Source organism: Paenibacillus sp. FSL H3-0321 (genome assembly GCF_038002865.1).
Taxonomy (GTDB): Bacteria; Bacillota; Bacilli; order Paenibacillales; family Paenibacillaceae; genus Paenibacillus_AQ.
Window position 1 is genome coordinate 676,181 of sequence record NZ_JBBODH010000001.1, and the last position, 20,102, is coordinate 696,282.

General features: G+C 47.2%; 25 protein-coding genes and 1 pseudogene. 5 read left to right on the forward strand and 21 right to left on the reverse strand.

The genetic code is table 11. The annotated features are described in order from the left end of the window. Positions 1-38: 38 nt before the first annotated feature. Together MHI45_RS02730 and MHI45_RS02735 are read right to left on the reverse strand one after the other, a co-directional pair. Positions 39-431, reverse strand: a complete 393-nt coding sequence (locus MHI45_RS02730) for a hypothetical protein (protein WP_076114109.1) — start codon at positions 429-431, stop codon at positions 39-41. Between the two features lie 272 nt (positions 432-703). Continuing rightward, positions 704-1,660 (reverse strand): helix-turn-helix transcriptional regulator, encoded by a 957-nt coding sequence (locus MHI45_RS02735; protein ID WP_076114107.1) that lies wholly within the window; start codon positions 1,658-1,660, stop codon positions 704-706. A gap of 122 nt (positions 1,661-1,782) precedes the next feature. On the opposite strand from MHI45_RS02735, the gene MHI45_RS02740 reads away from it, so the two are divergent. Beyond that, on the forward strand, positions 1,783-2,745 hold the full coding sequence (locus tag MHI45_RS02740; RefSeq protein WP_076114127.1) for a Gfo/Idh/MocA family protein: 963 nt from the start codon (positions 1,783-1,785) through the stop codon (positions 2,743-2,745). 329 nt (positions 2,746-3,074) lie between these two features. Here the strand turns inward: MHI45_RS02740 and MHI45_RS02745 are convergent, their stop codons facing one another. The 12 genes from MHI45_RS02745 to MHI45_RS02800 all read right to left on the reverse strand — a co-directional run bounded on the left by MHI45_RS02745 (position 3,075) and on the right by MHI45_RS02800 (position 11,475). Then, positions 3,075-3,941, reverse strand: coding sequence for an SDR family oxidoreductase (locus MHI45_RS02745; RefSeq protein ID WP_076114106.1), 867 nt, complete (start codon positions 3,939-3,941; stop codon positions 3,075-3,077). Further along, a complete protein-coding gene (locus tag MHI45_RS02750; RefSeq protein ID WP_179091873.1) occupies positions 3,938-4,447 on the reverse strand; it encodes a hypothetical protein in 510 nt (169 codons plus the stop codon). Before MHI45_RS02750 ends, MHI45_RS02745 begins: the two co-directional genes overlap by 4 nt. 108 nt (positions 4,448-4,555) lie before the next feature. Further along, on the reverse strand, positions 4,556-5,122 hold the full coding sequence (locus MHI45_RS02755; protein ID WP_076114105.1) for a MarR family winged helix-turn-helix transcriptional regulator: 567 nt from the start codon (positions 5,120-5,122) through the stop codon (positions 4,556-4,558). Between the two features lie 79 nt (positions 5,123-5,201). Further along, positions 5,202-6,005, reverse strand: a complete 804-nt coding sequence (locus MHI45_RS02760; protein ID WP_076114104.1) for an undecaprenyl-diphosphate phosphatase — start codon at positions 6,003-6,005, stop codon at positions 5,202-5,204. Between the two features lie 222 nt (positions 6,006-6,227). Further along, entirely contained in the window at positions 6,228-6,701 is a 474-nt protein-coding gene (locus MHI45_RS02765; RefSeq protein WP_076114103.1) for a flavodoxin domain-containing protein, read from the reverse strand. Positions 6,702-6,735: 34 nt separating this feature from the next. Next, the gene (locus tag MHI45_RS02770) at positions 6,736-7,356 is read right to left on the reverse strand and encodes a TetR/AcrR family transcriptional regulator (protein ID WP_076114102.1); all 621 of its coding nucleotides are present in this window, start codon (positions 7,354-7,356) and stop codon (positions 6,736-6,738) included. A gap of 181 nt (positions 7,357-7,537) precedes the next feature. Next, positions 7,538-8,041 carry a hypothetical protein gene (locus MHI45_RS02775; protein WP_076114101.1) on the reverse strand — a complete coding sequence of 168 codons (504 nt, stop codon included), beginning with the start codon at positions 8,039-8,041 and terminating at the stop codon, positions 7,538-7,540. Beyond that, complete coding sequence (locus MHI45_RS02780; RefSeq protein WP_076114125.1) at positions 8,038-8,496, reverse strand: putative immunity protein; 459 nt, start codon at positions 8,494-8,496, stop codon at positions 8,038-8,040. The genes MHI45_RS02775 and MHI45_RS02780 overlap by 4 nt, the downstream gene beginning before the upstream one ends. Before the next feature lie 58 nt (positions 8,497-8,554). Beyond that, a complete protein-coding gene (locus tag MHI45_RS02785) occupies positions 8,555-9,667 on the reverse strand; it encodes an AbrB family transcriptional regulator (RefSeq protein ID WP_076114100.1) in 1,113 nt (370 codons plus the stop codon). 155 nt (positions 9,668-9,822) lie between these two features. Then, a complete protein-coding gene (locus MHI45_RS02790; RefSeq protein WP_076114099.1) occupies positions 9,823-10,497 on the reverse strand; it encodes a hypothetical protein in 675 nt (224 codons plus the stop codon). A 48-nt stretch (positions 10,498-10,545) separates the two neighbouring features. Beyond that, a complete protein-coding gene (locus MHI45_RS02795; RefSeq protein ID WP_144024487.1) occupies positions 10,546-10,836 on the reverse strand; it encodes a hypothetical protein in 291 nt (96 codons plus the stop codon). 111 nt (positions 10,837-10,947) lie between these two features. Then, positions 10,948-11,475, reverse strand: coding sequence for a GNAT family N-acetyltransferase (locus tag MHI45_RS02800; RefSeq protein WP_340897982.1), 528 nt, complete (start codon positions 11,473-11,475; stop codon positions 10,948-10,950). Between the two features lie 142 nt (positions 11,476-11,617). Between MHI45_RS02800 and MHI45_RS02805 the strand changes: the two are divergent. Then, positions 11,618-11,737 (forward strand): annotated as a pseudogene (locus tag MHI45_RS02805) (tyrosine recombinase XerS); the annotation flags it as partial. Positions 11,738-12,436: 699 nt separating this feature from the next. On the opposite strand, the gene MHI45_RS02810 reads toward MHI45_RS02805, so the two are convergent. Genes MHI45_RS02810 through MHI45_RS02820 form a run of 3 tightly spaced genes read right to left on the reverse strand, consistent with a single transcriptional unit; the run spans position 12,437 to position 14,533 of the window. Further along, positions 12,437-12,922, reverse strand: coding sequence for a flavodoxin domain-containing protein (locus MHI45_RS02810; protein WP_083675980.1), 486 nt, complete (start codon positions 12,920-12,922; stop codon positions 12,437-12,439). A 38-nt stretch (positions 12,923-12,960) separates the two neighbouring features. Then, positions 12,961-13,839: a hypothetical protein gene (locus MHI45_RS02815; RefSeq protein WP_083675979.1), complete on the reverse strand. Its 879-nt coding sequence runs from the start codon at positions 13,837-13,839 to the stop codon at positions 12,961-12,963. Continuing rightward, positions 13,829-14,533 carry a TetR/AcrR family transcriptional regulator gene (locus tag MHI45_RS02820; RefSeq protein ID WP_076114648.1) on the reverse strand — a complete coding sequence of 235 codons (705 nt, stop codon included), beginning with the start codon at positions 14,531-14,533 and terminating at the stop codon, positions 13,829-13,831. The genes MHI45_RS02815 and MHI45_RS02820 overlap by 11 nt, the downstream gene beginning before the upstream one ends. Positions 14,534-14,901: 368 nt before the next feature. Here MHI45_RS02820 and MHI45_RS02825 point away from each other — a divergent pair, with 368 nt between their 5' ends. Continuing rightward, the gene (locus MHI45_RS02825) at positions 14,902-15,051 is read left to right on the forward strand and encodes a hypothetical protein (RefSeq protein ID WP_179091899.1); all 150 of its coding nucleotides are present in this window, start codon (positions 14,902-14,904) and stop codon (positions 15,049-15,051) included. 71 nt (positions 15,052-15,122) lie between these two features. On the opposite strand, the gene MHI45_RS02830 is transcribed toward MHI45_RS02825, so the two are convergent. After that, on the reverse strand, positions 15,123-15,350 hold the full coding sequence (locus tag MHI45_RS02830; RefSeq protein ID WP_076114647.1) for a hypothetical protein: 228 nt from the start codon (positions 15,348-15,350) through the stop codon (positions 15,123-15,125). Next, positions 15,332-15,613: a hypothetical protein gene (locus MHI45_RS02835; RefSeq protein WP_340897980.1), complete on the reverse strand. Its 282-nt coding sequence runs from the start codon at positions 15,611-15,613 to the stop codon at positions 15,332-15,334. The genes MHI45_RS02830 and MHI45_RS02835 overlap by 19 nt, the downstream gene beginning before the upstream one ends. A gap of 167 nt (positions 15,614-15,780) precedes the next feature. Here MHI45_RS02835 and xerS point away from each other — a divergent pair, with 167 nt between their 5' ends. Further along, a complete protein-coding gene (gene xerS / locus MHI45_RS02840; RefSeq protein WP_340899802.1) occupies positions 15,781-16,863 on the forward strand; it encodes a tyrosine recombinase XerS in 1,083 nt (360 codons plus the stop codon). 105 nt (positions 16,864-16,968) lie between these two features. Then, complete coding sequence (locus tag MHI45_RS02845) at positions 16,969-17,841, forward strand: pentapeptide repeat-containing protein (RefSeq protein ID WP_076109572.1); 873 nt, start codon at positions 16,969-16,971, stop codon at positions 17,839-17,841. Between the two features lie 141 nt (positions 17,842-17,982). Here MHI45_RS02845 and mobB read toward each other — a convergent pair whose 3' ends face one another. Continuing rightward, positions 17,983-18,696 (reverse strand): molybdopterin-guanine dinucleotide biosynthesis protein B, encoded by a 714-nt coding sequence (gene mobB, locus MHI45_RS02850; RefSeq protein ID WP_083675503.1) that lies wholly within the window; start codon positions 18,694-18,696, stop codon positions 17,983-17,985. 64 nt (positions 18,697-18,760) lie between these two features. After that, positions 18,761-20,041: a molybdopterin molybdotransferase MoeA gene (locus MHI45_RS02855; protein WP_076109571.1), complete on the reverse strand. Its 1,281-nt coding sequence runs from the start codon at positions 20,039-20,041 to the stop codon at positions 18,761-18,763. Between the last annotated feature and the right edge of the window lie 61 nt (positions 20,042-20,102).

Consider the following 20,102-nt stretch of genomic DNA (forward strand, 5'->3'; position numbering starts at 1 on the left):
TGAACATTCCACACGCAGAGTGGAATTTGTTCGTTTAATCACACATTAAAGACATACTTTGAAAATAGCCCCCAGTAATCGTAATCATAATCTTGCGGATAGCTTATCAAATGTTTTGAACGATAAATCCAAGTTTTAAGCTCCTCTGTTTTTGCACCTTTTTCAACTTTGTCCAATAATGAAGTTAGATCAGCTATATCACTTTCTATCTCTGATGCAACAATGTCACCTGTAAAAACGTAAAGACTGCTTAGAAAAAAGGTTTTTTTCTGGCATTTATCATCATCAATAAAACTACATATCATGGGTATATTTTCAACATTATTAACCGCTAACTCCCAGTCTTGGCTTGGAATCTGCTCATCACTATATGCCCATATCTTAATTTCCTCTTGAGTCGGGTTCCACGCATGTTGAATATCTCTGAACAAAATCTCACCCCATTTATTTGTAGTTTACATAATATTATTTATGTAATCTTACTCTTATAAACTTTCTTTCTGGTATCCAATGTCAGCCGGTTCAAGAGTTCCGTTCACGTAAGCATATCTTATCAACACATTTCCAATGAACATCCCGGGGGCAATCTGGATAGACAGTTCAGCCATAAGTACATGATTCTGAATGAAGTATCTGACAATGTTCCTTACAACCAGTTGATCAACCATATACCTGCATCACTTTCATTGATTGCTAAGCTTCATCATAGATACTTATGCTGCAAAGCAGTTACTTTCTCCTTAATGTACTCTCTAAGTAGAAACGGCTCAAGAATTTCGGTATCGGTGAGCAGCGCCAGCGCCTTCAGACAGGCATTCTCATAGCTGTACATATTTACGGTCAACACAAGAAATCCCTCCTCTTCACCCCTGTGTATGACTTCAAGCCTGTTCACAAGTTCCTGCTTACCCTTTTCTATGCGAAGGATCACCGGATAGTGTTCTTCAGCCCTCCGGCTTTGTTTAAAGCTCTCCTCCCCGCTGCTCCAATACTTCTCCAAAGAAAACTCCATCGGGATTCCATATTCTTCTTCCAGTAATTGTACTGCTTCGAACCGCTCGCATTTAAAGGTGCGCATGCCCCCTGCCTCCTCACAATAAGCGACCAGATACCAATCCCCTTGTTTGACTACGAGGCCGTAGGGCAGCAGTAACCGGGAAGAAATTTCGGTATTGACCTTTCGGTATTGAACACTAATTTTTTGTGATTTCCACAGTGCAGCACGCAGAGTCTCCAGACACGGCACCGCATTCTGTTCCGTCCACCAAGGGGTATCATCGAAATAAAAGACATTTTGGGCTTTGCGGATATCCTCCTGATATGCGGCTGGCAATGACTTTTCCAGCTTTAATAACGCGTTCCTCAACTTGAGGCCTGATTCGCTGTTCCTTCCTGATTGAAAGCCCATTCCCGTTAAATAGAGCTGAATCATCTCGTCCCCGTGCAGCTGCCGCAGGTTGACCGTGTAGCCCTCCATTAGCGAAATCCCGCCACTCGGTCCAGGTGCAGATATCATGGGAATTCCAGCCTCCGCCAGAACGTCTATGTCTCTATAAATGGATCGTACCGAGGTTTCTAGTGCGGCCGCCAAGTCACTTGCTTTCATTTTCCCCCTGGATTCTACCAGTAACAATATCCCAATCAAGCGATGCAAGCGCATATATTCCCTCCTATCACACCCACGAAATTAATAGGGTTTTGAAGCTTCTCGAATTCTTGCCACTCTGTTGTCAACAATAGCAGTGTACTATGAAATATATCAGAGAGAAGGAGCTGCTGCAAATGAATATTGGCATATTAGGAACAGGTTTCGGAGCATATCATGCCGCCATATTAAAGAAACTGGATAGCGTTGACCGGGTTGTCATCTTCGGGAGGAACGAAGACAAGCTGCATAAGCTGAAGGAAGAGCTTGGGGTTGAGATCACATCGTCTATAGAGAACATTATGCAAGATTCCGGACTGGATATTATTGATATCTGTCTACCTTCCCCACTACATAAGAAATACACTCTAGAGGCACTGAAAGCCGGCAAACATGCATTTTGTGAAACTCCGGTTGTGCTAAGCTTAGAAGATGCGACGGCAATGAGAGAGGCTGAGCTTCAATACGGGAAAAGAATTCTCGTCAATCAGTTCATCAAATTTGATCCGGCCTATCAATATCTGTATGAATCCGCACGACAGGAGAAGTATGGCAAGCTGCTGCATGTGTCTGTCAAAAGAGAAACCCCACCACTTTGGGGGAATCTGGGGCTTGACACCCTCCCTACAAATCTGATGATCCATGAGCTGGATTTCATCACCTGGCTGCTGGGTTCAACTGCTCTCTCCTCCGTATGGGGAACAAATGGCGGCAAGGAGGAACAAGCGCTGGTTCGTGTATCCTTTGAGGAATCCGGGGTCTCGGCGGAGGTTACCGTTTCTTCGCTTATGCCTGATTCTTACCCCTTTACAGTTGGATATGAGGCTTACTTTGAACAGGCGAAGCTGGTCTTTCATGAAAGTGATGACATGCAGGGAAACATCGATACTGCGTTGTATGAATACAGCAAGGCCGGCAAGCAAGAGATCGTTCTGGAGAAACAAGATCCATACAAGCAAAGTCTCCAGCATGCGATTCACTGTTTACAAGACGGCTCGGAATCCGTCCTTTCACTGAATCTAGCACTCCAGTCCATGGAAATAGCGCTTGATCTGAAGCAGCGGTTAACCGGCTCTACAGACTTAGCACGAAATCAGTGAATTAATTTTTAATGATCGGGGCTGTGCCCCGGTCTTTTTCCTGGGTTTAGTATGCAAGTTCGCTGTGTGTAAGGTTTGCTCTGGAGTATCAAGGGAATGGTGTAGTTAAGGGTTTTCTATTGTGAATTTTTCATATGTTGAAATATTATCTATAAATTCAAGTATCCGACTGGGCTAAATAAAAGAAACGGCGGCAGCCATGGACGAAATAAAGTCCTAGTCTGCCGCTGTTTTTTTGAGCTAACGTATCCCTTTAGCTGAATGACCTGTTTGAGATCGGAATAAAATGCTGCCAACGACACAAATTTCAAAATAGGTGGACTCCGCCTCTACCGGAAATTTTCTACACGCTCATGCAGAAAGGCGTCAAGCGTGCGTGGTTCTCTGCCAAGCAAGCACTTCACAGTGTCATTTGGACTTTCTGGCACCACCGTAGACATAGTTTGAATTTCCACAACGTGGTTCGCAAGCCAAGGAGGCATATGCCCGTGCTCGATAAGATTACGGAGTAATACTTGGGGTTCCATGTTGATGTAACTTATCGGCCGATTAAGCAGGGTGGATAGTTGACTCGCGATCTGGGGATAACTGAAAATCTCCGAACCAGTAAGCGTATATATTCGGCCTGTTACCTCGCGGTTGGTTAGAACTTCTGCGGCAACATCTGCGATATCGCGACAGTCAATAAAGTTACACGGTGAATCGCCCATGGAGCCGAAAAATACATTTTGGGTTGTGATCGTTGGTGCAAGGCGTAATAAGTTTTGCATGAACGCATAAGGGCGCAACACGGTGTGTGTAAGACCCGATTCCCTCAGCGTTTTCTCGATTTCTTGATGCCAGCCCGCCACTGCCACTGGAGAGCTCTGCTCAAAGGCAGGGCTGGATATTTTTACGATGTGTTTGATTCCAGATTCAGCGGCAATCTGAATGATTGAAGTTTCCAATTCGATTTGTTTTGGACTGTTGGACATGGCAAGGAAGAGCTGGCTAGCACCTGTAAACGCGCGGCGCAGCGATTCGGGGTCAGAAGCATCCACCAATGCGACCTCGATAGTCGATCGGCCTTTTTCTCCGATCTGATCACGCAACTTCTCTGGCTCTCTGCTCAGCGCCCTGACAGGTACGCCAAGATCAACCAAACGTTCCAAAAGCGCACTGCCAATTGTACCTGTTGCTCCCATAATAACTATCATTGTTTTCTTCTCCTTTTGGATGAAAAATTAATTGTGACGGCGAGACGCCACCGCCATGTCACTATCGTGCTTGCTATGAATCCAGACAACGGGAAATCGATCCAGACACGATCGGCCCAGGCCAAGTGATTGCTCGGAATCATAATTTCTAGTGAAACAGATGTCACCCATGCGGCGTATAGGCCAAACGAGGAACCGGCCAATGCGAACACTCCTACCACAACCAAGTGAGGTGCAGCGATAACCCATCGCATTTGACCCACCCGGCTGCTCAACAAAAGGCCAATCATCAAGGCCATCAAGGCCGATGCACCGCCGATTGTGGTCAATGCCCCAATTTGAAGTCCCCTATCAGCAGTAACCAATCCCCCGATACCTGCCATGATGGCAGGAGCAGCATAGGCCATTACAACTTCACGCCATAGTACAAAAGTCTTTTTCTTGGAACCAACAGCCGTGATACCGTAAACATCATCTGTCTGAGTCGGGTATTTCATCTGGTTCATTTAGTTGCTCCTTTCTTCTTTGAAATAGTTCAACGTTTGCTTTCAGTGGGATATAATTAGGTGCCTAACTATATAAGAGTGAAAATGGGCTAGTATCACTAGCCCATTCTACTCATTACTGATGTTTCCTTTTGGTTTCGAGCCTAGTTCGCCCGTAAGTGCTGAGATCCCTTGTGTAACTCGGCCTAGCAAGTCGAGAAAAACGCTGCGCTCATCGATATTGAGTAAGCCCACCATTGCTTCCAGCCACGCGAAATGCTCAGGAGCCATTTCGCGGAGCTTCTTCGCTCCTTCTTCCGTCAAAATGACCGATCTCTGACGGCCATCGTCTGAGCTTAATCGCCGAGATACTAGGCCATCCCGTTCAAGAATGTCGATAAGACCAGTCACCGTAGCACGTGTAACGCCTAGATGCTCCGCTAATTGCGAAGGCAACTCTTCTCCTTCGTTGTCTTCAAGATCTGCCAATAAACGATATCGTCCTGTTGATAAACCGAATCTAGAGAAATGAATCTCCGAGGCATGCCCAAGCTTGGCTCCCGCTGCCATTAGCCTAGACGCGACGAGTATAGCCTGTGCGTCTATGTCTAGGTTATAGCGGTCAATCTGACGCTTGGATTGTACAAGCGATGGAATAGCGTCAATGTCATTTGTTATTTTATTATTGATGTTCATACATGTAGTATGGTCCCTAATTACTTTTGTGTCAACACATTTTAATAACACATCAACCGTTAATCCAATACAACACTGTTTACAATATAACGATAAAATAGAAAAGAGCTGCTAAGACAAAACGGTATAGCGCAAACCATTCCAAGCGAAGTCGTTTAATCAGTTTGATAAACGTCACTACTGCAATCATTGCCACAATAAAGGATGTCGTAAAGCCAATTAACATTAGAAAAAAATCGTCAGAATTCAGCAAATCGCGGCTATCGTACAAATCCAACAAGCTTGCACCAAACATAACAGGCACGGAAATAAGGAACGTGAAATCTGCAGCGGCTTTTTGGCTAGTGCCAAGCAAAAGACCACCTGAAATCGTCGAACCTGATCTCGAAAATCCCGGCCACAATGCCAAACACTGGAACAGGCCAATACCGAAAGCCTGTTTATAATTAATCCCATCAATCGTATCAGCGGTTTCAGTTCTCCTACTCCTTGCTGCAATGATCATCAACACTCCACCCACAACTAGACCGATCAAGACAGGGGTTGGGCCGAATAATTTGCTTTTTATTGTGTCCTTGAAGAGAAGATATAGGATTAATGCTGGTAACATAGCCAAAATCATATGAATGACATTTAATCCTTTACTTTTGGAAAAATCCATTCTAATCATATTAGCCCCAATCTTCAAATACCTCCTCCAATAAAGAATTAGAACTGCCATCACTGCACCCAACTGTATAACAATTTTAAATGTGATTGCCGCGTCTCCCTCAAAGCTAAGCAAATTGCCTGCTAAAATAAGATGTCCAGTAGACGATACCGGTAAAAATTCAGTTAAGCCCTCAATTATGCCGAGTATGATTGCTTTAATTACATCACTCATCAGTGGATAGCCCCCCTTTCGAAAATAAGCTCATATAACAATTTCCAGTATAAGGGGGAGCATATCTATATTCCCATCGCTTAACATAACAATATTCAATTTAGTATGACATAATTGTCACATTGCTCATATTCTCTATTGAATAAGTGATCATTAAACAAAGACGACTAGTTAACATAGTAATTATTATGTTAACTAGTCGTCTTCCTCTTCTTTTATTAGTTAATTCATCGAATGAGCAAAGCTCGTTATCCTGTCCAAAGCCAACCCTGTATTGCCTTTTTCCTTTCCTTTGGCGATCCGGAGGATTAATTTGTCCGTTGCAGACATTTTATCGGTATAAATCTCATCTCCGAATACTTCCTTCACAAGGGCTTTGCTGTACAATTCTTCAGGAAAAGCAAGTCGGAGCTCTTTCTCCGCCTGCTCTCCCTTCAAGCCTGCGCAAATGAACAGCCCGAGACGTTTGCTCTTTAACATCTCCTTATTATCTTGGGAGAATTGGGCCATTTCCTTGCGGATTTTCCCATAATAGACGGAGCCGCCTAAAATGATATTGTCATACGCAGTAAGCGGTGGAACTTTGACGTACTTAAGATTGATCGCTTCCACTTCGCCCCGCAGCTTGGATTTCAAGAGATAGGCTGCCTTCTCTGTACACCCGTATTTAGTGGCATACAAAATCAATGTCTTCATTATACCCGCTCCTTGTCAGCTTTCAGAATGGGAATTATCCTGATGCTATCGTTAGCATCGCCTGCAAATGACGTGAAATGAGGGCTGCCTTCTGTTCCTCCGGGGGATTCTCTACAGTCAGTCTGATAATCAACCCGAAGGCTGCGCTCCAGATAACTTGGGCAGTCAGCTCCAGTTCGCGCTCACTTTGTGACTCCAAGCCTTTGAACCTGCGGAGTGTTGCACACAACATGCCGATTGCTTTCCGTTCCTGTGAAGCCCCCATATGCAGCACCGCAGTATGCCTGAGGACTGCCGCAGAATCATTAAACATTACATTGCGGTATTGTGTCCCCTCCTTTATAGCCATGCGAATAAATTGCGACAACGAGCGGCTCAACGCCTGCTCCGGTAATAATTCTTCACTGTTATGTGCCGTGGCAGCGTTCAGGTTCTGAAGCAGATTGCGGTACCCTTGCTCCAGCAATTGCCCGACGATATCCTCTTTCCCCTCAAAATAGTGATAAATGATCCCCGGTGAATACTCCATACGTTCAGCTATTTTGCGGATCGACAGCTTCTGTATTCCATTCTCGGCCACTAATTGGCCTGCCGTTTCCAGAATCAGTGTCCGCATGGCTTCCCGCTCACGCTCTTGCCGGCTTTCTTTGCTCATAGTGACTCCCTTCAAACTACTACAATAATCCAATTCATTAAACAATGTAATGTTATTGAACGATGTTCAACATGTAACTCAACTATATATCTGTACAACTCGTATTGTCAACATGTATGAAGCTTTTGAATGGATCAGCAGCGGTGCATATAATGAAATAGGCTATCTATGAAATAGATGTTTAATTACCGTATCTCTTTTTCCAATCCTCAGACCATTCCTTAAAGGTTAGACCTGTCACTTCTTCAAGCGTCCTTCCGTCCAACGAATAGGCGCTGCCCATCAGCAACTCGCCTTCTTTAAGCGGGAACGAAGTCCCGCCAATCACTTCTCCATCGGCCATCAGAATGTTAACATTGGTGGTATCCGTCAGATATATTTTTTCAAGCGGATGATTAGATACGGTGAACTTATAAATGGTTATTTTTTTGCCTAGATAATCATCCGGGGAAACGGCTTGAACACCCCACATCTGCTGATAAGGGGTCGATTCCGGACTTCCATACAGCAGCTTTTTGGTCAACGTATATTCAAAAGTCTCGTCTTCTGTAGAGATGATCTTATAGCCTTGCGCCTTAACATAGTCATGTGCAGTTTGTTCATCCCTTGCAAGTTCTTTACTGCAGCCCACTAGAATCAGTACCATAAAGCCGATCCATATGCCAAAATATCTGCGGGTTCTCATTTCTCCCCTCCATTCTTCAGATCAAGCAGGTGCTGGAGTTGCCACTCACGTTCTTTGGCCGTGTTGCTATTTCTATCTGCGGGGTAAGATCCGTAGGTTATAGCTTTGGCAGCATAGGTAGCTGCGTGAATGGCATGTCCGGCTACATGAGCGGAGGCTGCGGCCTGGCCTGCAGAACGGGCTGCGGCGCATGCAGCATCCCCCTCGGCCTCACGGGCCGCTGCATGGGTGGCAAAAGCGGCTTTACGTGCTTCACTCATCGTTAACTCACCGCGCACCCAGGCACGCCCGGCCTCAATAGCTTCCCGAAGACGTTTATCATCCGGGTGCCTCTCTTCAAAAAACGGGAGTACCCGCTCAGCGCAATCAACAGCCCATAAGACAAGTGTTTTGTGCTCAAATACACTTTGAAGTTCACCAATCGTTTTCCCCTTGTCGGTATCAATAAATTTCACGTTCCTCAATTATGGAACCTCCCTGAATGGATATTAGGTTAACATAATATGGTTTATGTCAACCAGCAGTTGAGGACTGTGTTTTCCTCTCCCTAAAGATAAGTTTAAATAATGGCGGTATAGCGAAAAACATAAAAAACGTCCTGAATAATTGGTAACCCGCTACGGTCGGCAAGTCTGCTCCCACTTCATGGGCAATCAGACTCATCTGGTCCATTCCGCCGGGCGCCAAGCTCAACATTGCTGTAGCACCTGACACCGACTCCAGATAAGCAAAAATAGAACTGAGTCCGTATGAGCCCCCGATAAGCACGATGCTGCTTCCTACAGCCAGCGTTAAGGTCAACACCTTATTATTAAGTTTTCGCGGGTCGAGCAGCAGCCCGACATAAACTCCGATCATCAGCTGAGCGGCATTCAGCAAAAGGGAAGGAAGCCGGGGACCGTGCAGCCCGCTGATTTGCAACATCGAGGTAATGATTGCCGGTCCGAGCAGATAGGCAGTGGGGAACTTGATCTTTTGACCCAGAATTCCGCAGAATGTGCAGGCAACAGCAAAGTATAGGATGTTCGGAAACAGACCATTCCACGTAGCTGGGTTAGCTGTAGTCAGGGAAATGGCATCACCAGCAGTGGAGCTGTTGCCAAACAGCGGACTAAAGATCAGCAAAGGCACACATAGGATGATCATCATGAGACGAATAACCTGGATAACGGTCACTACAGTGAGATTAATATCCTCTGATTCTTCCGCCAGCACCAGCATTTGCGTCAACCCGCCGGGAATGCTGCCCAACAGAATGGTTTTATAGTTATTACCCGATACTTTGGAGACAATTAAGGCAATACCGGCACAGAACAACAGCAGCAGAACCGTCATCAGCAGCATGGAAGGGAGCTGACGGGCCATCTCCCCCATCGCTGAACCGGTCAAAGACAACCCGATAGTATAGCCGACAATGATCATCCCGGTATTCCTTACTTGTCCAGGCCACTGGTAGTACTGTTTTGCTAGATTTGCTCCGATTAATGTGGCAAGCATCGGCCCAAGCAGCCAGGGGATCGGCAGATTTAACAGCATAAACAATTCTCCGCCGGCTAAGGCAGTCAGCAGCGTAATGAGAAAATGGGCTGTTCTGCGTGTACTATTACTTAGATTACTTAGTTCCATTTTGAATCCTCATTTCATAATTCTATCAAATCCACATTATATTCCGAGAAAAAAGACGCGCCGGATGCTGACGGCACGTCTACATATACTCTATCATGGAGCCGTCATCTTATGCTGGCATGAGTCAGTTAGGTTTACCCCTTTTGCTTCCTGTGCTAGTCGATGTCTTCGATCTTCCATTCTCCCTGCTTGTTAGGCAGCAAAACAATCGTGAACCCCCGGTCGGCAATATATCCTTCATCATCCATCAGGTAATAATCCACTTGAAAGCCGGCCCATTTCTCGTCTTTAAAGGGAATCCCCATCAAAGTCAATTCATAAAAATGGTATGTTGAAGAGTTTTCAACAAAGGATAGCAGACGCTCGGCAGTTGTCGACGAAGACATGGTAGCGCTGAACTGTTCCTTATTCTTACTTGCTATCGCCTCCAGACAGTCCATTACCTCCTGAAGAACCTGCTTATGTTCAGCACTATTGCCTACATCCGGTATCTGTACAAAGACGCCGGGTACAATTGGAGCTTTTTTCTCCATATGCTGCAGATCTTTAAGCATGTTAACAAATACCGGAAGCAGATGCTCACGCTGTTCTGCCATAGTATGGATCTCAGCGATGTAGCGCTTCCCCTTCGCCTCAACGGAAAATACATCAACCGTCGCATTCCCAGTCCTGTAATTGCCCATATATTCCTTGTACCTAAGCAACCCCGCGTCACTGTTTGTTAGACTCAGCTTGGCTTCTTCGGCAAAGAGAGATATAAAGTTCTGCTCATCCGCAGTCCCCCAGGCCGTTACCCCACCGGCTTCAAAACGTTTCATCGTTTCCGGCATCAACACTCCAAGCGGCAAGGTCCGATGGGCGGAAAAATCAGCAGAAACTTATTCCCCTTCAATGATGTAAGACCTTCCACCGCCACTATATTCCGGAACGTCAGCCTGCATTAGCGCGATGGACCTGTCAGCAGGCTGATCTGTGGCTTGTACAATAGCCCTTCTGCCCTTCGCAGATGCAGTTGGCAAGGGTTCAGAAGTTGAGGATACACCGGTCTGAACCGCTCCTTGTGCTGCATCAGGAGGCACATTCGCAAGCTTGTCATCATCATTGTTACAACCCGTAAATAACGCGGACGATAGCGCAATACAGGCGATCCACAATTTTTGTTTCGTCATGGCCATCTAAATCCACCTCAATTACCAGACGCTGGAAAACAGCGAAAGTTGCGGTTTCAAACAGTATGAGAGAAACGTTGTGAATGAAAGCCACTTAGAGTGAAGCACAATTTATTTTTTAATCCCATTAATACTTAATGTACTGAAATACTGACTGGGATTGCCTTGCTTTGGATTAAAGCGCTCTTTAAATTCCCCATGCGTATAGCTGCCGATCACACGATGCCAGAAGTTACGGGCAGGTGTATTGGCGCGGATCTGCGACACCTTCCAGTCACCCTGAAACATATCAAACAACCGGTGGGCTGCCCATGTGCCTACACCGCTGCGGCGGTATTTCTGCATCACAAAAAATTCAGTCATGTAGTACTGCCCTTCCGGGTTGCGAAGCAGACGGTCCACCAGTGCGAATCCGGCAATATGCCCATCCACCGTAAACAAATAAGCGAACTTATTGTTGCCGCTGTTCCAGTAGGCTTCAAGTCCGGGATACTCCGGAAAGCCGCCATCACGGTCTACCTCAAGATCCAGGTAACGGGTAAAGTCATACAGATAGAATTGCATGAGTCTGCTGATTGTCTGCTTTTGCTCCTTGGGAACCAGTTCGATTCCAAGCTCCATTAGGTTCACCTCTGCCATTCACGTTTACTTCACATCATATAACTTTGTCACTTCTGGAGCAAGCCGCCTGCCTGTCATTCCCGGTGCAGCACAAAACATGATAAGAAAGATTAGACCGCAACACTTCAAACCTAAGCAAACTATGAAAAAGGTGATTGTTATCAGCATCCAAAAAAACAGCGACCGGAAAAATCTCGACCAGAGGCTGCATCTTATGCCATGGTTTGTACAGCAATTCATTGACTATAAGCGTCCGGACCTGTCCCCTTCTACGCTACTGTAGTATATCCGTGATTATGAACTGCGGATGGTAATATCGAGGCCAGCCTAACCAGCTATACTTCCGAGGGCCAAGTGGATATTCCGCTAATCCCGAACAATCCCTATGAAAAAAGCTTGCGTCATGCTCTCCAGTGTCTGCAGAATGGAACAGATTCAACTCTTTCCTTACAACATGCGCTGAAATCCTTGGAGATGGCGTCCATGCTGACGGATCAGCTTACAGCTCTCATGCATACTTGAATGGAAGTACATCGCGATTGAATCCGTTGACTTTTGCCGCCCGTTATGTGATTTCATCCTTTTTCCTGGTGATTGTGATTAGGTAAAGATATGTGTTGTAGGTGGGCGAATGGGCTAGATGGAGCATTAGGTTTTGATTTTTCTATTATGCATTTTTCATATAATGAATTTTTATAGTTAGGTGGAGAAAGAGGACTTATTCGTTGATGCCGACGGCTCGTGATTTATTTCTTTTAGACAAAACCGGAAGGTTGTTACCATAATTATTATTATGTTGACTTATGAGGGCTATTTAGAAGAATGGAATTCGTTACCTTCCCAAAATCAATACAGCGTCAGCACTTCAAGCAGAAACCTATACATCCTTATATTTGAACAGAATCATCTGTTCTTGCTGCCGCTCTTTTGCTCTTTCATCGCATCCGTATGATACTCCTTGCCATTGGCTTGCTTCCCCTCAACTCCGGGACATTGTAAGCACGAATTTGTCTAGCTTATCCACCGATAATCCAGCTCCAGCTTCGTGCCCCTTCCCCTTGACCATGCGCAGAATCCATCTGTCCAATGTTGATATTTTCTCCGGATCAATCTCATCACCCAGGATCTCCTTGGCGAGTGCCTTGTTGTACAAAACCTCAGAATAAGCTTGCTTCAGTTCCTCCTCCGCCTTCTCCCCTGTCATTCCTGCACAGACGAACAACCCCAGCCTCTTGTTTAACAGCTCCTGCTGATATTTGGACGTAAACAACGCCATTTCCTTGCGGATTTTGCCAAAGTAGATGGAGCTGCCCAGAATTACCGTGTCATATGAAGCCAGAGCCGGCACTTCGGCATATTTTAGATTCATAACCTCAGCCTCTCCAAGCCTGGATTTCAAAAGCATTGCGGCCTTCTCTGTACATCCATATTTACTGGCATACATAATCAATGTCCTATTCCTCATAATATCCGCCCCTATTCTATGGGTAATGAGTTTGAAGACTATCCCGGTTCCTGTACATTGCTCAATACAAGGTACAAACAAACAATAACACCCAAATGAAACGCAGGGAACGCTACCAACTCTACTGTAGATACACTTACTCCCGCCCTCAGCATCCCAATGATCATGGCTGTGATGGAGGTTAGGAGAGCAGCGGCTTTCACTATGACTACAGAAGCAAGCAGATAACCATAAGGCCGCCTGCGAATGAGCAGTACCCCGGTAATTGCCGTGAGCGGAACAACAATAGCTAAATCGAGTGCCTGAATCACTAATGTGCTGTAATGCTCCAACCCTACAGGGGCTGTCCCTTGCCGTAAAGAACTAGCAAGCCTGCCCAGCCATAACATCATAATCATAAACGCGGTAAACAGCAGGAAAACGCCTATGCTTGTGGCCGGTAAACTGTGTTTAAAATAACGTTCTACCTTCTCCCGCTCTAGGGACAACAGTGTCAGAATAAAAGCAAATAAGCTGGCTGAGAACAACATGACATAGATTAGAAACAGATGATTGTACATAGACAGGAAGCTGTAAGACGCATAAGTATATGTAAAATATCCCAAAGCTCCAGCTAACAGCAAACGTCCTCTGACCCTCCCTTTGAAGCTCATAACCAGTGACACAACCAGCAAAGGAACCCCCAATACCAGCGTAACTCCATCCTGGGCTATAGCCTGAGCAGCAGCGGAAACTGAATCGTGTTTATATATCCCACTACCATATAATTCGACCTTGTCACCCCAGATAGAGGTAAAAGATTCAGACCTTCTTGCCGCCTCCGGGCCGTGACCTGACAGCAATCCGTACCCCGACGCAATTATCGCAAGGAGAATAATTAAACCCGTTAAAATGCCAACTGACCGTCTATATTCCATCGGCGTCTCCCCCTGGTCGAATAGTCAAGCAGAAACGGCTTTGCCGTCCTTTTAAAGGACGGAACCGTTCCAGCCCCCCCGCAATTAGAAGCATGGCCTCAACATGCCGCGCGATCAGGGTCTCCTTCTGCTCCTCCGGCAGCTCTTTCTCGACGGTCAGCCTCATGATCAGTCCAAATGCCGCGCTCCAGATCACCTGGGCGGTAAGCTCCATTTCCTCCTCTTTACAGGCATCCATCCCTTTGAATTGGCGAAGAATACTACAGAGCATGCTGATCGCATTGTGCTCCAGTGCAGCCCCTTTATGCAGCACTGCCGTGTGGTTAAGCACAGCTGGTGAATCATTCAGCATCACATTCCGGTACTGGGATTCCTCCGCTGTTGTCACCCGAATGAACTGCGACAGCGACTGGCTTAGCTTTTCCTCAGCCGATTCTTCATTCTGCGAAGTGTGTAATCGGGCTGTTAGTCCATCAATCAACTCCCTGTACCCCTGCTGTAGAAGCTGCTCCACAATAGCCTCCTTTCCCTGAAAATAGTGATAAATGATTCCGGCGGAATAGTCCATCCGTTTAGCAATCTTGCGGATAGATAACTGCTTGATCCCCTTCTCGGCCACCAGCTCACCGGCTGTTGTCAGAATCAAATGACGCATCGCTTCGCGTTCCTGCTCTTGCCTTTGTTCTTTGCTCATGATTTCAAAATTCCTCCATTTGCGTTTAGATCAGCGAATTTAACACTGCAATGTTTTTAAACAGTGTTCAATATACATTATATGGCACTATACTGCTGCGGGATGTGATTATTTTGACATTCTTAAGGAATCTCATTTCCAAACTGTATAATTTCCTAACAGAAATAAAGCCTGAGATAGCCCCGGCGGGCATCCCAAGCTTTAGATTTATCATTCAGTTGCCGAATTAAGTTAACATAATTATTGAATAAAATTTGGAAACATTTTGCTCATTCGAAACGTCTAATCATAGTACATCAGGTGGGGCAAGCAATCCTGTTGGGTTGATTCATCTGTTGCATCATACGGCCAAAATGGGGGTGGAAAACATGAAGAAGCTTGGCGGATATTGGGTTAATGCTCTGGAACAAGGTAAGCATGAGGTATCCGGAACGGATATAGCAGAAAAAACAATGCAAGCTACAAATGATCAATATAATGAACTGAAGAAAAGTGTATTAGAAAAATATAAACAATAACGGTACTGAGAAGCAGCTCATTTGAGTTGCTTCTTTTCAAACAACAGGCACCCTAAGCACATCGGGTCCGGCTAATCAATACTGGCAATTTTCCACTCACCCTGCTTCTTGAGCAGAGAAATAACATTCCCTTCGTCAACAATGTAGCCCTCGGAGGTCATCCGATAATAGCTGACCCAGAAGCTGGCCCGCTTGGTCCCTTCCACGGGGATGGCTGTCAGAGTCAATTCATAGAAATGATAAACATTCTTCTCATCCAGGACAAACTGGAGATCTTCATTTAGCAGCGGTGAATACATAGTTGTGGCGAACTTCTCCTTATCCCCTGCCGCCCAGGCTTGCTGAAATATTGACTGGGATTACCTTGCCAGGAGTTGAAGCGCTCCTGGAACTCGCCTCCTGTATAGGACCCGATCACCCGGTGCCAGAAGTTACGGGCAGGTGTATTGGCGCGGATCTGCGACACCTTCCAGTCACCCGGAAACATATCAAACAACCGGTGGGCTGCCCATGTGCCTACACCGCTGCGGCGGTATTTCTGCATCACAAAAAATTCAGTCATGTAGTACTGCCCTCACCTCTGCCATTCACGTTTACTTCACATCATATAACTTTGTCACTTCTGGAGCAAGCCGCCTGCCTGTCATTCCCGGTGCAGCACAAAACATGATAAGATAGATTAGACCGCAACACTCCAAACCTAAGCAAACTATGAAAAAGGTGATTGTTATCAGCATCCAAAAAAACAGCGACCGGAAAAATCTCGACCAGAGGCTGCATCTTATGCCATGGTTTGTACAGCAATTCATTGACTATAAACGGCCGGATCTGTCGCCTTCAACCCTACTGGAGTATATCCGTGATTATGAATCTTTTTTTGGGTGGCTGCGTGTGGAAGGTCTGTCAACGGCAGGCAGCAATGCTGAAATCACTCTGCTTGATCTGGAAACACTCCATATGGACAGTATTGTCGGCTACCGGCTGCATTTAACTACCCGCGCCGAAGGAACGAACACCCGGGTGACGGTATCCCGCAAGCTGTCCGCTCTGCGCTCCCTCTTCCATTACCTGAGCCAGATTGCCGAAGATGAGAATTTCTACCCGCTGCTGAAGCGCAATATTATGGCCAAGGTGGAAATCAAACGTATTCATAAACCGAAAGATACCGCTGCTAAGCTAAAGGGGAAAATTCTCGAAGACGAGGAACTGCTGGAATTTGTGGGTTACATCTATGAAGGTTATGGCCGGGACGTTGAGGCTAATAAGCAGGCATATTACTCCTTTCAGTTGAACCGGGAACGGGATGCCTGCATCGCCAGTCTGATCTTGAACTCCGGCCTGCGTGTATCCGAGGTGGTTAATCTCAACGTGGATGATCTGGATGTGAACAACAAGCTGCTCTATGTATACCGCAAGGGCAACAATGACGAGACCTTCAAGACACCTGTGTATTTCCGTGAGCAGGCCAAGGATGATCTCTCGCTGTATCTAAGTCTCCGCCAGGCCCGCTACAAGACGCCAAAGAGGGAAAAGGCGTTGTTCATTGCATTGCCCAATGGCAGCCAGGAAGGGAAACGGATGACAAAACGGGCGATTCAAGAGATGATTATCAAATACGCCAAACGTTTCGGGAAGCCGTATTTGACTGTGCACAAGCTGAGGCACTCTTTCGCCACTGACTATTATCTGCAAAATGATATCTACAAAACCAAGGAGCAGCTCGGACACGCTTCGACCGAAACTACCGAAGTCTATGCCCATCTTACGGACAAAACCATGTCCGAAGCGATTGAGCGGCGCGTGGAAAGCTGATGGCATCACTGCTGCTCTGAAGGAAACATGTGAAGCTGCATTCGAGCGGAGTTTTGTTCTAATGCTGAAGAGTATTTAATTTTTATTATTGTAAGGAGCATACCCATGTCAGAGAATTACAATTACAATTATTTACCGTCCGGCCCAGCCGGAGCTTCTCTCGTTTTGCAATCGGACTGCGAGAACTGTTATGGCTTGTGCTGTGCGGCACTGCCCTTCGCGGTTTCGGTAGACTTCGCGATGAACAAGGACGCTGGACAGCCCTGTCCCAATCTGCAGACGGACTTCCGCTGTGGTATTCATACTGCTCTCAGAGACAAGGGGTTTCGGGGCTGCACAGTGTATGACTGCTTTGGGGCAGGCCAAAAGGTATCCCAAATCACCTATGGCGGCAAGGACTGGCGGCAGGCTCCCAAAACATCATCACAGATGTTCGAGGTATTCCCGGTAATGCGTCAGCTACATGAACTGCTGTGGTATCTCACCGAAGCACTCCATTTCCAGTCGGCCGCCCCGCTTCATAGTGCACTGTCAACCGCTCTGGAGAAGACCGAACAGCTCACGAACCTGAAGGCCGAGGCGCTGCTGGAGTTGGATGTTGCTGCACACCGTGGGGAAGTCAACGAGCTGCTCCTGCGTACCAGTGAAATTGTGCGTGATGCGGCCCGCCGGGAGCTGAAGTCGGTTCCCAAACGACAAGCAAAATATGGCCGCGGCGCGGATCTGATCGGCGCCAAACTGAGGGGTGCGGATCTGCGGTGCGTAAGCCTGCGGGGGGCCTATCTCATTGCTGCTGATCTCAGCGGTGCAAATCTGCAGGCTGCTGACCTCATTGGCGCAGATTTCCGGGATACTAACCTAAGCGGAGCTGATCTGACCGGCAGCTTGTTTCTTACACAGGCACAGCTTAATGCAGCCAAGGGCAATACCTTAACCAAGCTGCCTCCAGCGCTTGTCCGACCTGGTCACTGGACATAGAATCAACAGCATAAGCAATGCAGCAGCCCCAGTCTTCCATTACCATGGAGAACTGGGGCTGCTGCTCCTTGTGACCTGATTTTGAAGAGACAGTTCAATGAAGCGCGGACTGAATTTTTTGGGTTTTCTATTGTGAATTTTTCATATGTTGAAATTTTGAAAATAAGTTCGTTGCTGCCACAAAAAATCAGCAATTGCCGCACTGTCGTTGATGCCGAATTGCCGGATTCCCGGCTCAATCCGCATTTTGTCCTTCATTTCCTCCCAAAATGCGGCAGCGACCTTATTCTGCGCATTGTTCAGCAGGCTCAGGTCTTCTTCGTTATGAACCAGTACTATTTTAGGATAAGCTTCATGTTTGAAGCCCTCAACGAGCACATAATCATAGCTGGAAAAAGCTGAAATCAGCTCAGGCAAACTGCTGCTGCGGTCCTCGATCACCGATGTTTTTCTGCCGCTGGTGATGGCAATTGCGGATGCTCCGGCCTGCCGTTGCTGCCAGGTATCTGTCCCCGGATGATCCATATCATAGTCATGGGCATCATGTTTAATCACCGCCACTGTGCAGCCGTGCCGCTGCAGCTGCGGAATCAAGTCACAGATCAGAGTAGTTTTGCCGCTGTTTTTATAGCCGACAATCTGGCATACGGCAGGTTGACTCTTGCGTCCTCCACCAGTCGATTCCTCACCCGTTCGAGGACTTCCCGCGCGATAACGGCTTGTCCTGCCTGAATTTCTGCTGCAGCTATGGCTGTTCTTGCCCTTTCCATTCCTGCCTCGTTCTAGCCATGAGTTGCCAATATTCAGCCGTGCAAAGTCAAGATCCGTTTGACTTCTTTTCTTGCCCCGTTTCATCACGTTTCTGCTTCACCCCTGATCTCTAATTCCCGCACGCTCCCGCATTGCTGTCAGAGTCCATTCAGCCCTGAAGTTCTCCCGGCAGCTTTAGCACTCTTACCTTGGCGCCGGTGCTTAAGCCGCGCTCTTCCGGCGGAACGACAATCAGACAGTCGCTGTCCTTGATCGTTACCATGACCGAAGATTCGTCGATTGCTGCCGGATAGGCATACAAGCAGCCGTCACGGAATTCCAGCCTTGCACGCACATAACGTGTATAATTGTTCACCTTCGAATAATCTGCGCCAAGCACAGCCGTCCATTCCGGCAAAAAAGGCAGCGTAGCCCCCTGCATCAGAGAAATGACCGGCCGCGCAAACAGCTGAAAACCCACGAAGCAGGCTCCGGGATTGCCGGATAGTGCCAGCAGCAGCTTGCCTCCGCGAACAGCGGCTGTTGTGACGCTGCCCGGGCGCATCGTAACTTTATTAAAAAGCATGTCGCCGCTGTTCTCCCGGACCAGATCACCCATAATATCGTAATCCCCCACCGATACCCCGCCAGTAGTAATTACCATGTCATAACTATCCAGAGCCATTTGCACTTTGCTCCGGGCCAGCTCCAAATCATCTATGATCGCACCCAGCATGACAGGCTCACCCCCGGTCTCCCGCACCAGCGCTTCCAGCATCGGTGAGTTGCTATTGCGGATTTTGCCGGGTTGAAGTGGCTCATCTACCTCCAAAAGCTCAGTACCCGTAGCAAAAATCCCGATCTTAGGCCGTCTAAGTACTTTGACGGTATGAACTCCAAGCGCTGCCAGCGCAGCGATCTCACCTGCAGCAATCTTCCACCCTGCAGAAAGTACAAGCTCTCCTTCCTTCAGTTCAAAACCCTCCTGAGTGATATTGCGGCCAGCCTGCTGCGGCTTGCGGAGTCCGACAAAACTTTTGCCACCCTCTTCCCGGGTTTCCGTGATCTCCAGCATCACAACCGTATCCGCACCTTCGGGCACCTGCGCCCCTGTCATAATTCGCGCGGCTGTTCCGGACGTTATACTTACAGCGGGTACAGCTCCGCAAGGAATATCATCCACGACTTCCAGCCAGACCACGCGGTCCTGCCCGCAATCCTTGGTATCCCCGGCGATCAGCGCATACCCGTCCATCCCTGACCGGTTAAATGCCGGAAAAGGATGCGGCGCAATCACCGGCTCGGCCAAAAAACGCCCGCAGCTCTGATTCAGCGGCACTTCCTCACCATCCAGCAATTTTGCATATTCAATCACCCGGGCTTGCGCTTCTTTAACCTGGAGTGCTTTTCGATGAAATTTATGATCCGGCGTATCCTGTCTGCTATTCATAAGAACCCTCCGTCCATTGTCTCATGTGGCATCATGTGCCTACTGTTTGCTGCTCCGGCAC